A 13,442-nucleotide genomic window follows, 5' to 3' on the forward strand; every position below is an offset into this window, starting at 1 on the left:
TTAAGCCTCTTGTGGTAATTCTGCTTGGTTCTTATTGTTATGTTTGACTGCTAATGCAGTTTTTACCTTCTTTTCATAGCTATTAAGGTATTGATGAATAGCAACTTGGCTACGAAGTTTGCGTTTATTTCCTCTAGGGTTATAGCGATTATCATGCTGCTGATTAATCACCCTAGACTTAGTATTATCTTTAAATTGCAACGAAAGTATAGCAATAACCATCTGTTTTAACTGCTTATCATATACTGGCGTTGAGACTTCAATCCGTTCATCAATATTACGGGTCATCCAATCTGATGAGCCGATAAATAGTTTTTGTTCGCCGCCTGCATGGAACAACATCACCCGTGAATGCTCTAGATATCGGTCGATAATGCTATAAACCTTAATGTTGTCGCTTTGCCCTAGTATTTGCGGGATTAAGCTACACATACCACGGATAAGCATAGTGATTTTTACACCGGCATTCGACGCTTCATATAGCTTATTAATCATGATGTCATCCACCAGATTATTCAGTTTTAGCTGAATACTGGCAGGCTTTTTTTGTTTAGCTTGTGCAATTTCATCATCGATTAAGCTTAAAAAGCGTGATCGCGAGTTATAAGGCGAGACGATTAGATGATTAAACTCGTCTTTACGGTAAGGTCGTTCGATTAAATCAAAGACTTGTTTAACTTCACCTGCAATATCTTGATTGGCGGTAAACAACGAAAAGTCAGTATAAAAACGGGCTGTTCCTTCGTTAAAGTTACCTGAACCTATGTGGCAATAATACTGAGTTTGGCCATGCTCTTTACGGCCAATGAGGCATAATTTTGAATGGACTTTTAAACTCGGAATACCATGATGAACCGTTACTCCAGCTTCAGCTAAGCGGCGAGTCCAGTTAATGTTTGATTCCTCATCAAAACGGGCTCTAAGCTCAATGATTGCCGTCACTTGTTTACCATTTTTAACAGCATCAATCAGTGACTGCATAATGTGGCTTTTTTTAGCCACTCGGTAGAGGTTAATTTTAATGAATTTAACTGCTGGATCGTAAGCGGCTTGTCTGACTAACTCTGTGAAATGAGAAAACTTATGATACGGATAATTGAGCATAATGTCTTTATGTCTAATAGCATCAAAGCTGTTATCAAACGCTAAAAACTGACTGCTATCAATGGGATGAAGCTTCTCATTAACCAGCTTTTTACGACTTGGATTGGGGAAGTCCATAAAGTCTTTGAAGCTATGATATCGCCCACCCGGCACCAGACACTCTGTAGAGCTGATATGCAAGTGTGACTTGAGCATTTCTAACATATCTTCAGGCATATTACGGTCATAAACCAGCCTAACTGGCTGAGCATTTAAGCGCTTTTTAATCCCTTTTGTCATTCGCTCAAGTGTTGTTTGTTCAAGCTCATTACTGATGTTGTAATCCGCATCTCGGGTCATTTTCATTGAGAAAACTTGAATGGTATCGAACTCAAAAAAAGGTCTAAATAAATCATCAATACAGTGACGGATAATATTATCGAGCAATATTAAGTGTTTAATTTTTGATGTTTTTTCAGTTGGAAGTTCTAAAAATCGCGGTACATTCTTATTGGGCACTTCCACCAAAGCGTACGCTTTATTATCGCCCGATTGGAGGCTAGCGACTAAGTAGGTTGTTCCATCAACTAAGTGCTGTACTAAATCACTTTCATCGGTGACGATGTGTGGTGCTATATGACGCTTTAATTGGTTTTTAAAGTACTTTTTAAGCCAGGCACTGTGAAACTCACTCAGTTGAGTCTCGTTAATTAAAAAGATATTACAGCGGGCTAATTCTTTCATTAATACAGGGTAAATTTGATCAAACTTTTCTTGTAAGTCGAATACTTTATCCTGAATTTTGGTCATTAATTGCTGGTACTGAAGCTGTTTAGAACTGATCCCAGAAACGAGTATCGCACGTCTAACTGCAGCGACTCTAACCTGAAAAAACTCATCCATGTTACTTGAAAAAATCCCTAAGAATCTCACTCGCTCAATCAGTGGTACAGAAGCATCATAAGTTTCTTGTAATACACGTTCATTAAATGACAACCAAGACAGTTCTTTATCAACGAATTTTAGATGACGGGATTCAGTCACATTTTGCTCCTGCAAAGCATTGCGGTAATACTTTCATAAAAGCCATAATCGAATGGTGCGAAAATAATACGCTAGGGTGGAATAGCTAATTCACTGTTTAATATGAATAAAGTAAAAAGATATTTTACTGCAGTAATATGACAATTTTGTGATGTTATTGAGTTGAACACTGTTTTCAGCAAATTCAATAGTGCAACAAATTGATTAAGCAAATTAAACCAATTGATGAAATTGTCAGCTAAATAACAGTGAACACTAAACTTTATAAGATCCGATATAAAGCTTGTGTTATTTTTAGCATTGATTTGAATTTTTGAGTGGTAAGAAATGTTTATTGGGTTTGATTATGGCAGTGCAAATTGTTCCGTTGGTATTGAAAAAGAGGGAGAAGTTAGGTTAATTCCGATCAATGGCGACAGTAATTTCTTATCATCTACCTTATATGCAATGGATCGAGAGTTAATCGCAGAAGCTGTTTATCAACGTATTGCACCAGAGTTTAAAGCTGAATATGGCAAGTTACGCTCAGCGCAATTAAGCCGAGCAAGAATGGTGCGCCATGATTTAGATATTTACCCAGATGAACAAGTGGTGTTTGTAGGTCCAGAAGCCATCGATGCTTACTTAGATTTTCCTGATGAAGGTTTTTATGTCCGGTCGCCAAAATCGTTTCTTGGTGCCAGTGGGTTACGCCCAGAACAAGTTGCTTTGTTTGAAGATATTGTGACGTTAATGATGCTAGAGGTTATGTCCCGAGCAAACAAATTAATTAACGAACCCATTACCCAAGCAGTTATCGGCAGACCAGTTAATTTCCAAGGAATTGGTGGTGAATTAAGCAATCAACAAGCCCAAGCGATTTTAGAGACCGCCGCTAAACGAGCAGGTTTTGAGCAGGTAAGCTTTTTATTTGAGCCAATGGCAGCAGCCATGGACTTTGAAGCCTCAATGAGCCGTAATCAAACAGTATTGGTTGTGGATGTGGGCGGTGGTACGACGGATTGCTCTATGGTGAAAATGGGGCCTGATTTACAGCATAAAACCGATCGCAGTGACGACGTGTTAGGCCATAGTGGTCAGCGTGTGGGCGGTAATGATTTAGACATTGCCGTTGCAATGAATTGCTTTATGCCTCATTTAGGTTTGGGATCGCAATTAAAAACCAATTTGACAGTACCGCGGCAACCGTTTTGGAATGGCGTTGCTGTGAATGATATTAGTGCTCAGCGTGACTTTAATTCGTTGTCGACGGCGAAGCTAATTGATGAACTAATCAAAGATTCATTAAAACCTGAGTTATTGACGCGCTTAAAGTCATTAAGACAGCATCAAATGAGTTACCAGTTTGTGCGTCAAGCAGAGCAATCAAAAATTGGTCTATCAACTCAAGCTGAGTACCAAGCTGATTTATCATTTATTGAGTCTCAATTTGCTGTCGCTGTAAATCAAACTGATTTTGAAACTGCAGTGGATCAACCTGTGGCCAAATTAGTCACTATTATGAAGCAAGCCGTTGAAGAAGCCGGTGTTATGCCTGATGTGGTCTATGTGACAGGCGGTACAGCCAAAAGCCCGGTGATCCATCAATGTATTGCCGATCAATTTAGCCAAGCTGAAATCGTGGTCGGCGATCACTTTGGCAGTGTGACCAGTGGTTTAGTGCGCTGGGCAGGTAAAGTATTTAACTCTTAAGGAAAAGTCGCTTTATGTTTTCTCAATCAAAATTATTTTTAAACAAAAAACTATCGTCAGTCTTATTCATTGTTGCAACGAGTTTTCTTACAATGAGCTGTAGTGATGATGTGGGTAAAGTGAGTTTAGGGGTGTTTACCACTAAAGATATTAAGCTCAATATGATGGTCGACCCGATTGTGACTGGAGTGACCTGTCATGTGGCGAGTATCGAAGCGGATTTAAGTTTTTCTGATCCTTCTGATTCCGCTATTTCATGTCGCCAAACAGGTGAAATTACCCCGCAAATGATTGCTGCAATTGATATGTCGGCATCAGGCGAAATTGTGTTTAAAAAATCAAAAAGTATCTTTTTCAAAACGATGAAAATTAGACGTATTTTTGATAAAGAAAACCAAACACTGATGTATGTTTCTTATTCTACAAAAGAAACCTCAGGAAGCTATAAACACAGCTTGTCGACAGTGCCTTTATGGGGCACTAAAGCTTACAGCCAGACACAAGCAGCGAACTAGTATTTATCGATGTATTAAAGACTTAGAGAAAACAACAATAGCAAAGGTGACTACATGGATTGTCCTTTTTGTCAGAATGAATTGAATGATGGTGCACTTAAATGTGGTCATTGCCTTGAATATTTATCTAACCATGTGTGCCCTGATTGCCATGGCACATTACCGTTAGAGGCTAAAGTCTGTATGCATTGTCATTATCGCTTTAGCCAAATAAGTATTGATGTCACCCAGTTGTCTATGTCATTTAATTCAGAAGTGTTGGCATCATTGTTATTCAGATTTCGGTTTTTACCTCAAGAAATCGTCACTGATGAAGACAAGGTTACGATTAATACACCAGGCATATTTAGGCTATGGAATAATACTGATGAAGTGCCGTGGAATAAGATTGCGGGCTTTAATTATCGTAGTGGCATTATTTGGGACAAAGTCGAAATTGAAACTCGAGGTCAAAAGCCCAGTGTGATAATTGGTTTATCGAAAGCCAATAGTGACGAACTAAGAAGAGTGCTGCAGTCCATCGTAAACGCGAACTGATCCGCTAACGTGTTTTAGATAGAGTTTATTGGTGTTGTTAGTGCAGCCCTTTTTTCGGATAGTGCATAAAAAGCAAAAAAGGGCTTTCTCTATGAGAAGGCCCTTTATTTTATGCTGCGCAATTTTAATCGTTATTTTTCAATAACGTCATTAAAGCGTTCGAATGCGTCAGTTAAATCAGCAATCAAATCATCTGGATCTTCTAAACCGATATGAAGTCTAATCAGCGGTTTGCTGGTATCCCACTTGGTTGCTGTGCGCAGTCTATCAATTCCGAATACACCAAGAATTAAGCTTTCATATCCGCCCCACGAAAAGCCCATTTTAAAATGGCGCATGTTTTCAACAAAAGCAGTGACAGAAGCTAAGTTGCCTTGCTTTAGAACAAATGAAAACAAACCATTGCCGCCACTAAAGTCGCGCTGATAAAACTCATGACCAGGACAAGTTTCGAAGGCTGGGTGACGCAAATGATCCACTTCAGGTCGACTAGCTAACCAATTTGCCACTTTAAGGGCATTTTTATCATGTTGGGCCATGCGCACGCCTAATGTACGTAATCCGCGTGCTGCAAGGTATACATCGTCAGGTGAGGTGGTTTGACCCATGATGTAACTGTTTTCACGCAATTGTTCCCAATGTGCTTCATTGGCTGTGGCCGTACCCATCATCACATCAGAGTGGCCGACAATGTATTTGGTCGCTGCCTGAATTGAAATATCGACGCCCATTTCAAATGGACGAGAATTGATGGGTGAAGCCCAAGTGTTATCGAGCATTACTACTACATCGTGTTCATGTGCAATACGGCTTAATGTAGGCACATCTTGAATTTCCATGGTAATAGACCCAGGCGACTCTAAGAATAACACTTTGGTATTTGGTTTAATTAAGTCTTTAATGCCTTCACCAATCAGCGGATCGTAGTAGGTGGTTTCAATGCCAAAACCTGCCAGCAATTTATTACATAAATCACGAGTTGGCTCATAGGCGCTATCGACCATTAATAAATGATCGCCACTTTTCAAAAATGACAGTAAAGCGCTGCTAATGGCACCAGCACCAGATGGATAAAGGGCAGTACCTGCACCACCTTCTAATTCGCTAATCGCTTGCTGAAAAGAAAAATGAGTCGGGGTGCCACGACGACCATAAAACATTTCACCGTTGGTTTTGTTCTTTATGGCAAAGCGCATGTCATCCATGGTGTCGAATACCACAGTAGATGCACGATAAATTGGCGGGTTGATAATACCTTTTGAGTATTTTTTCTCTCTACCGACACTGACAATTTGCGTTGCGAGTTTGTCTTGTTGATGACTCATAAATTCATTCCCAATTAATGCAAGGTGATGTTATTCATTTTATTTAGCCATCCTACCATCTATACGGCCATAATAAAGCGCGAGGGTGATAATAATGCTTATTTTGATTCTGTTACTGGAAATTCTAAATAAAATTCGACACCGGAATCGTCAGTTAAGTTTTGCGCCCGAATACTGCCTTGATGAAACTCAGTGATTAATCTTGCGATGTACAAACCTAATCCCAAATGGGGTTTTGCCTGCACACCTTGCGGCCTGATAGAGACCATAGATTCAAAAATTTGTTCACTCATATCAAAAGGTAGAAGTGGCCCGCGGTTTTTAACGGTTAATTTAGCTGTTTTGCCTGTGAGTTTCAGCGAAACTTCAATGGGATCTTCAGTGCTAAACTCAATGGCATTATTAATAAGCTTATCCATTAGTTGGGCAACGTACTCAGGTACGCCGTGCATCGACATAGAATTGTTGTCAATGTCTACGGCAAACTCATTGTCAGGGTAAGTATATTGATAGCCCTGCATGCAGCCACTGACCACTTGTTGCAGTGAAAAATCACTTTGTTCAACGTGGGACAAACTGGCCTCTAGACGCGTAGCTTCACTTAGATTGTTTAATATGAGATGCAAACGACTGACGCCTTCTTGTGCGCGTGCGACATACTTTTCGCTGGCAGGCTCAAGGGGTTGCAAACTTAAATGCTCAAGTGATGAACGCACTACTGCAACAGGCGTTCTTAATTCGTGAGACAAGCGTGATGACATATTCTCAAGGTAATGGGTATATTGCCCAAGTCTACCGACAATACTGGCAAAGCTTCGAGATAGGTCACCAATTTCATCACGAGTTTTAGAAGGTACGATTTGTTGTTTCACCCGACCTTGGCTGTCGATGGCTTGTTCTGATTGATCGCGTAATTTTCGGATACGGCTAGAAATACTCGATGCGAAAATAAACAATGCAAGTGTGCCCATACTCATGATGGTTAAAATCACATTAAAGAGTTTTTCTAAGGCGCGATTACGTAAGGTACGAATGCCATGAGTAGTTTCTTCTGCAATTACCGCCCCCATGACTTTGTCGTCAATCCAAATAGGACTGGCTGCGGCCAATACTACCGCTTTGTTATCTGGGGTTAATCGCCAAGTTGAGCCGCGTTTACCATCTAGCGCTTGCTGGATATGGCTACCACTGAGTTCAGTAGAGTCTTGTAAGGAGTCAACAAAGTCCTGCGGTGGTTTAGTTAAAATCTTATAGTACAAAGGCAATAGGTGATCGCTTTTAAATTGACTCCATGCACTGCGATTTTCTGTTTCAGTTAAGCTAGATGACCAAACGTTATTACTGGCACGAATGTCACCGGACTTAGCCAATACTCTGCCGTGATTATCTACCACCCAAATACGCGAGCTATTGTGGCTCATGCCTTTGATGATGTTTTCTATTTCTGGTGAGGGCACCAAGACTGTACCTAAATGGTCCACTGAATCAATTGCCGAAGTACCAATAATGGTGTTCACAGTGCGAGTTTTAACATCATCGACGTTATAAATTGCAAAACCAAGTTTACTGCCTACCATAGATAGCGGCATTCTGAACTCGATATTATAGCCATCTTTAGTAGCAACCCATTGGCCTTGTATACGGATTTCTGGGGTGACGGGCATTGAGAGTGTTGGGTCTTGTGGTAATTCAAATGCGCTTAACCAACCATCTTGCATATTAGCCACTACATAGCGTTTAAACAGTCCATCAGGCGCTTGAGTCGCAATCACTAAGTGATCGTTTTTATCTACTCGCAGACTGTTTTTACTGCGATACACAAGCTGCTTGTCATGTACCTTAAAAAAACCATATAAGTAACCGCCATATTTACCCACCATATGGGTAAAATTAATATCAACAGGTTGGCTTTCATCACGATTAAAAATCACATGCTCACTGGAGTAATTAATCATACGGTGCTGATATTGCTGCCAATCAATCAATTTTCCATCTAATTGAATAGGGCCTGATAATGGATAGGCGTATAAGTCGCGGCCTTTTTCTACTTGGCTTAAAAAGCTCGCTTGATGATTAAATAGTTTAGGTCGTTCATGCAATGCTGTTGCTAATGCTTGAGTCGTGCCCTCAAGGGTTTTTTCTTGACCATGGCGTAGGTACTTTTCCATTTCCCACACGTACTCATAGCCTAGCCAAGGCAAGCACAGTAGGAATAAAGATAAGATAACAACTTTGGCGCGAAGACCAATGGGGATATTAAACATCAGCTAACACTATCCCAGCGATAACCCATTCCGTAAACCGTATCGATGCAGTTAAATTCTTTATCAGCGCTGATAAACTTTTTACGTATGCGCTTTACGTGCGAGGTAATTGTACTGTCATCGACAAAGATTTTTGCTTCTTGCATTAAGTCTTGACGACTTCGAACATGCCCAGGGTGTTTTGCCATCGCATGCACCATCCAAAACTCAGTAACGGTTAACTCAATCGGTTGTTGGTTCCAATACACTTGAATACGATTGCCATCAATGGTTAAAGACCCATGTTCGATAAGGTTGTCTTCCACCGTAGCGGCGCCAATTAATTCTGAGCGTCTGAACAGCGCGGCAATTCGTGCAATAAGATGAGGAAAGCTCACATCTTTTGATAGGTAATCGTCAGCTCCTAAGCGCAGACCGCACACTGTATCAAAGTCGCTGTCTCTAGCGGTCAAAAAAATAATAGGCAAGCTGCTAGACATAGAGCGCAATGATTGGCATAGGGTAAAACCACCATCGATTTCATTCTCTAGGCCGATATCAATAATAGCTAAATCAGGTAGGCGGGCGTTAAAGGCGAGCATAGCCGCAGGGCGGTTAGCATAACCTTGGACATTATAGCCTTGCTGTTGTAGCAATTCTTTGTAGTTTTCTCTGATAGCGACTTCATCTTCAACGATGGCAATTCTTTTCATGTAATAGCATTGATTGTGACTTATATGGCTGACTATACATGATTTCTAATCCAAAAAAATCGCCGCAAAGCAATTGCCATATTGTTGCCACATTTCATCCTCACATTGCCATTTTTATGCCCCTTAGTTGCCATTTCAATTGTGTTTAATAGCTACATCGAATGAGACACACATTTTAAGCCTCATTTATGAAACGACATTAATAGCACTTAAAAGGAAAACACCATGAAAAAGCAATTAATCGCAGTCGCCGTTATCAGTAGCCTATTTATCTCAAACATTTCAGTGGCTAATGATGAAATGCTAAACGATAGCAATCTAATGACTGAACAAACTGGAGTAACCGATGAGCGTGAACATACAGAAGAGTTAGTTGGTCTGACTTCAGGAGCTGTATTAGGCGCCGTTGTTGGTGGCCCAGTTGGAGCAATTATTGGTGCATTTGCGGGGACGCTAATTGGTAAAACAGTAGGGGATGACTCTGAAATTAAAACTCAAAAAGAGTTATTGGCTCAGCAACAGCAATCTATCGAGATTCAAACCTCAGAGTTAACTGCATTACATGAGAAACAACAGTCTTTAGCGGAAGTGACAGATGAGTATTTATTAGTGCAATCGCAGTTAACAGATTTACGTGAAGCGCAGCAACAACAGTTACAAGAGCTAGCTATTGGTCTGAATGTTCAGTTTAAGACGGGCTCTTCCACTATCGAACCTCACTTTGTACAACAGCTGGACGATGTTGCCTATTTAATGGCGTTATCTCCAGAGCTGATGTTGGACTTAACTGGCTATGCTGATCGCCGCGGTGATAGCACATTTAACCAAGCACTTTCAGAGCAACGTTTAATTGAAGTCACAAATTATTTAGTCAGCCAAGGTGTGTCATCTGAGCGCCTCCATGCGAAAGCTTTTGGTGCATCAGCGCCATTACATGCGCAGCAAAGTTTTGAGAATGACTTTTTTGATCGCCGCGTAACCTTAAAAATCATGCCAGTTGGTGAAGCGCTCGCTGCAAATTAATTTAGCTAAATTACCGAACAAGCCTTCGTGAAACATTTCGCATAAATATCTCTTTATCAGGTTTTGTATGAATTGTTTTTACGAAGGAGAGTGCTGAGTTCATGGAGAGAAAATAATGAAAAGGGTAACCCGTTATCAGGTGAGTCAATCCGCAAATGACAAGCGAGAAAATGACAAGCGAGACGATGAAAATATTCGCCAATTTAACAATATAGCTGCTTATGGCTGCTCAGGATTAATCCTGGTGGTGTTGATGATATTGAATGTGTTATTTCCAGTGCATGCAATGTCATCGAACAATACTCGTATGGTTGAAGTCGAAGGGCAAGCAGGCAGCGACAAGGTAACACAAGGTATTTTGCGTTATCAGCATAATGGTCAGCAGTTTGAGAGTTTGCCTTTGAGCACAGATGTGCAAATGAAAGTCTCGGGTTGGACAAACAGAGTCAGTGTTAAACAAACATTTACTAATGACTCGACAGCTTGGATTAATGGCAGTTATATATTTCCATTACCGCACAATGGCGCGGTAGATCAGATGCGTTTAATTATTGGGGAACGCGTTATCGAAGGGGATATTCAACCGAAGAAGGTCGCTAAAGCCACTTTTGAAAAAGCCAAAGCGCAGGGGAAAAGAGCCAGTCTGGTATCGCAGCAACGTCCAAATATTTTTACTACTGAAGTGGCTAACTTAGGCCCCAGTGAAACCTTGACCGTAGAGATCAGTTACCAAGAAAAGTTGGTCTATAAAGAGGGTGAATTTAGCCTTCGCTTCCCAATGACCATTAATCCGCGTTACTCGCCAGCGATTAAAGGTGCTGGAGAAGCGTCAGCAAGTGAGCCTTCATTATCTAACTCATTATCTAACTCATTTTATGAGTCATTATCGCCAAGTTTGCCGGCTTTGATATTAAGTTTTTCTAATGAGTTTTTTATTGCAGATAACTTTGACGTTTATGAAGACAGAGAAACTGCAACGGATTCATTAATGGTGAGCTTATCAATTGATTTAGATGCGGGCTTTAATGTGGCGGATATCGACAGCCCTTATCAACAGGTGACAACAAAAGGTGCCGGCGATAAGTGGCAAATTGAATTTGTTAAACAAGAAAAAGCCAATAAAGACTTTGTATTAACCTGGCGTGCAGATGAGTCTGTTATTGAAAGTGCGCAGCCACTGACTGCGGTATTTACTCAGCGAGGTCAAACCCATGCACCATCGTTTGATACTAGTTCAGGACAGGTTAAAGGAAGTGATAAGTTTCAAAGTAAGCAGCCGACAGTTAGCACCTATCAAGCTCCAAATGACGTTGAATATGGTTTAGTTATGTTAACCCCACCTTTTGCTACTAATAGCCGTTATTCACACGATCATCGCAATGGTCAATCAGAAGGTAAATCTGAAGGGATTGGTCAATCTCATGTCGCTCGCGAATTGATTCTGGTGATTGATACATCAGGCTCTATGTCTGGCGGCTCACTTGAACAAGCTAAACAAGCCATGTTGTATGCTTTAGCGGGATTAACCAGTCAAGATAAGTTCAATGTCATTGAATTTAACCATTCGGTCAGTCAGCTATCGGCGATATCTTTGCTAGGTACAAGCTCGAATATCGGTAAAGCGAATCAATTTGTGAGAGGGCTAGAGGCTAACGGTGGTACTGAAATAGGGAAAGCACTGTCGACTTCACTAATAACTAATGAAACGGTACAAAATAAAAAAGCAGTAGCAAATTATGGTGATAGCTCACAAGACAGTGTTTCTGTACAGAACCATTTAAGGCAAGTTATTTTTATTACCGATGGCGCAGTCAGTAACGAGCATGGGTTGTTTCAACAAATTGAAGCCGAATTAGGTGACAGTAGATTATTTACAGTGGGCATAGGCTCAGCACCTAATGCTTACTTTATGGAACGTGCAGCCATGTTTGGCCGTGGAACTTACACCTACATAGGTAAAACATCAGAAGTTAAAACCAAGATTGCTAAGCTACTAGCAAAAATCGAAAAGCCAGTAAGCACCGACATTAAGCTCAATTATCAAGATGGAACTGTTCCTGATTACTGGCCTGTTCAAATTCCTGACTTATATCAAGATGAGCCATTAATGGTGAGCTTTAAATCGCCTTCATATAACCAGCAAGATTTGATTGTTTCAGGTTATAGCCAAGGCCAGTTTTGGCAGCAACACATTAGTCGCAATAACCCTAAACAAGCCGCAGGTCTAGATTTGATATGGGCAAATGCGCAGATAAGCGCAATTGAAGCCACACAAACCAGAGCTAACTTACCTAGGGTTAAATCTCAAGTTGAAGCCTTAGGGATGAAATATCATTTAGTGACATCACAAACCAGTTTAGTGGCTGTCGATAAAACACCTGTGAACCCAATGGCTGAATTTAATCAAAATCTACAAGCTAAGAGGCATTTACCTGATGGCTGGCAACGGCCACAAGGTGTGTTACCTCAAACGGCAACCTCGAGTCGGTTGAACATACTTATTGGCCTGAGCTTACTGATTATCGCGCTATTACATGGACTTTGGTTACAGGGCTATTTACCAGGCCAGAGATTGGTTTTACCCAAGCGTGGCAAGTTGGAGGCGTTATGATGTCGTACAAGTGGATTTTACCGTGTTGTGTGGCGCTTATAGGAGTGAGTTTTTTATCACAAGGAGCATATATGCAAATTAAAGCCAATTTTGCTCAATATTTGATTGAGCAAGCATGGAGTAAAACATTAGTAGATCAATTACCCCACAAGCCATGGAGCTGGGCAGACACTCACCCTGTGGGGAAGTTAAAGCTTTACGCCGACAAAGAAACTGATTTGTATCCTATTGGTCAGCCAATGTTTGTATTGGCTGGCGCTTCAGGCAGAAATCTCGCCTTTGGTCCCAGTTTATTATTGAGCGGCGCAGGAGTCGGTGAGCAGGGTAATACAATTATCGCAGGTCATCGCGATACTCACTTTTTACCGCTACAAAAAGTGAAAAAGGGCGATATTATAGAGTTAGAAACATCACATGGTATTCAACAAAACTATTTGATTACTCAGATTGATATTGTTCATGAAACGCAAACTGAAGTACTTAATATGACAACGGATAACCAGCTGACGTTAATTACTTGCTACCCGTTTGAAGACTTGTCCGCTAATAGTGATTATCGCTATGTGGTCACGGCGAAAAAAGTGAATAGCGGACATCGATTAATATAAAACTCATTAATGACAAACTATTTTTTAGCTATTAGTAACTAATGTTTA

General features: G+C 40.7%; 10 protein-coding genes. 6 read left to right on the forward strand and 4 right to left on the reverse strand.

All coding sequences use genetic code 11. The features are described from left to right. Positions 1-2,127: a polyphosphate kinase 1 gene (gene ppk1 / locus AC0L4E_RS07155; RefSeq protein ID WP_473678613.1), complete on the reverse strand. Its 2,127-nt coding sequence runs from the start codon at positions 2,125-2,127 to the stop codon at positions 1-3. A 327-nt stretch (positions 2,128-2,454) separates the two neighbouring features. On the opposite strand from ppk1, the gene yegD reads away from it, so the two are divergent. From yegD to AC0L4E_RS07170, 3 genes are all read left to right on the forward strand, one after another. After that, positions 2,455-3,819 (forward strand): molecular chaperone, encoded by a 1,365-nt coding sequence (gene yegD / locus AC0L4E_RS07160; RefSeq protein WP_473678614.1) that lies wholly within the window; start codon positions 2,455-2,457, stop codon positions 3,817-3,819. Positions 3,820-3,911: 92 nt separating this feature from the next. Further along, complete coding sequence (locus AC0L4E_RS07165) at positions 3,912-4,334, forward strand: CreA family protein (protein WP_473678615.1); 423 nt, start codon at positions 3,912-3,914, stop codon at positions 4,332-4,334. Between the two features lie 54 nt (positions 4,335-4,388). After that, positions 4,389-4,871, forward strand: a complete 483-nt coding sequence (locus AC0L4E_RS07170; RefSeq protein ID WP_473678616.1) for a double zinc ribbon domain-containing protein — start codon at positions 4,389-4,391, stop codon at positions 4,869-4,871. A 131-nt stretch (positions 4,872-5,002) separates the two neighbouring features. Here the strand turns inward: AC0L4E_RS07170 and AC0L4E_RS07175 are convergent, their stop codons facing one another. From AC0L4E_RS07175 to pdsR, 3 genes are all read right to left on the reverse strand, one after another. Then, on the reverse strand, positions 5,003-6,196 hold the full coding sequence (locus AC0L4E_RS07175) for a cystathionine beta-lyase (protein ID WP_473678617.1): 1,194 nt from the start codon (positions 6,194-6,196) through the stop codon (positions 5,003-5,005). Positions 6,197-6,294: 98 nt separating this feature from the next. After that, the gene (gene pdsS, locus AC0L4E_RS07180; protein ID WP_473678618.1) at positions 6,295-8,460 is read right to left on the reverse strand and encodes a proteobacterial dedicated sortase system histidine kinase; all 2,166 of its coding nucleotides are present in this window, start codon (positions 8,458-8,460) and stop codon (positions 6,295-6,297) included. Next, positions 8,460-9,152 (reverse strand): proteobacterial dedicated sortase system response regulator, encoded by a 693-nt coding sequence (pdsR, locus tag AC0L4E_RS07185; protein ID WP_473678619.1) that lies wholly within the window; start codon positions 9,150-9,152, stop codon positions 8,460-8,462. The genes pdsS and pdsR overlap by 1 nt, the downstream gene beginning before the upstream one ends. 225 nt (positions 9,153-9,377) lie before the next feature. On the opposite strand from pdsR, the gene pdsO reads away from it, so the two are divergent. From pdsO to AC0L4E_RS07200, 3 genes are all read left to right on the forward strand, one after another. Continuing rightward, positions 9,378-10,175 (forward strand): sortase-associated OmpA-like protein PdsO, encoded by a 798-nt coding sequence (gene pdsO, locus AC0L4E_RS07190; RefSeq protein WP_473678620.1) that lies wholly within the window; start codon positions 9,378-9,380, stop codon positions 10,173-10,175. 115 nt (positions 10,176-10,290) lie between these two features. Then, positions 10,291-12,786, forward strand: coding sequence for a marine proteobacterial sortase target protein (locus AC0L4E_RS07195; RefSeq protein ID WP_473678621.1), 2,496 nt, complete (start codon positions 10,291-10,293; stop codon positions 12,784-12,786). Beyond that, positions 12,786-13,394, forward strand: a complete 609-nt coding sequence (locus AC0L4E_RS07200; RefSeq protein ID WP_473681560.1) for a class GN sortase — start codon at positions 12,786-12,788, stop codon at positions 13,392-13,394. Before AC0L4E_RS07195 ends, AC0L4E_RS07200 begins: the two co-directional genes overlap by 1 nt. The last annotated feature ends 48 nt before the right edge of the window (positions 13,395-13,442 follow it).

This window comes from Shewanella sp. GJ50-10 (genome assembly GCF_055808815.1).

What these genes read in the sequence shown, in the direction of transcription:
- AC0L4E_RS07170 (WP_473678616.1), top strand. Translation starts at nt 4,389, where the DNA reads ATGGATTGTCCTTTTTGTCAGAATGAATTGAATGATGGTGCACTTAAA.
- pdsS (WP_473678618.1), bottom strand. Translation starts at nt 8,460, where the DNA reads ATGTTTAATATCCCCATTGGTCTTCGCGCCAAAGTTGTTATCTTATCT.
- AC0L4E_RS07195 (WP_473678621.1), top strand. Translation starts at nt 10,291, where the DNA reads ATGAAAAGGGTAACCCGTTATCAGGTGAGTCAATCCGCAAATGACAAG.
- AC0L4E_RS07165 (WP_473678615.1), top strand. Translation starts at nt 3,912, where the DNA reads ATGAGCTGTAGTGATGATGTGGGTAAAGTGAGTTTAGGGGTGTTTACC.
- pdsO (WP_473678620.1), top strand. Translation starts at nt 9,378, where the DNA reads ATGAAAAAGCAATTAATCGCAGTCGCCGTTATCAGTAGCCTATTTATC.
- yegD (WP_473678614.1), top strand. Translation starts at nt 2,455, where the DNA reads ATGTTTATTGGGTTTGATTATGGCAGTGCAAATTGTTCCGTTGGTATT.
- AC0L4E_RS07200 (WP_473681560.1), top strand. Translation starts at nt 12,786, where the DNA reads ATGTCGTACAAGTGGATTTTACCGTGTTGTGTGGCGCTTATAGGAGTG.
- AC0L4E_RS07175 (WP_473678617.1), bottom strand. Translation starts at nt 6,196, where the DNA reads ATGAGTCATCAACAAGACAAACTCGCAACGCAAATTGTCAGTGTCGGT.
- pdsR (WP_473678619.1), bottom strand. Translation starts at nt 9,152, where the DNA reads ATGAAAAGAATTGCCATCGTTGAAGATGAAGTCGCTATCAGAGAAAAC.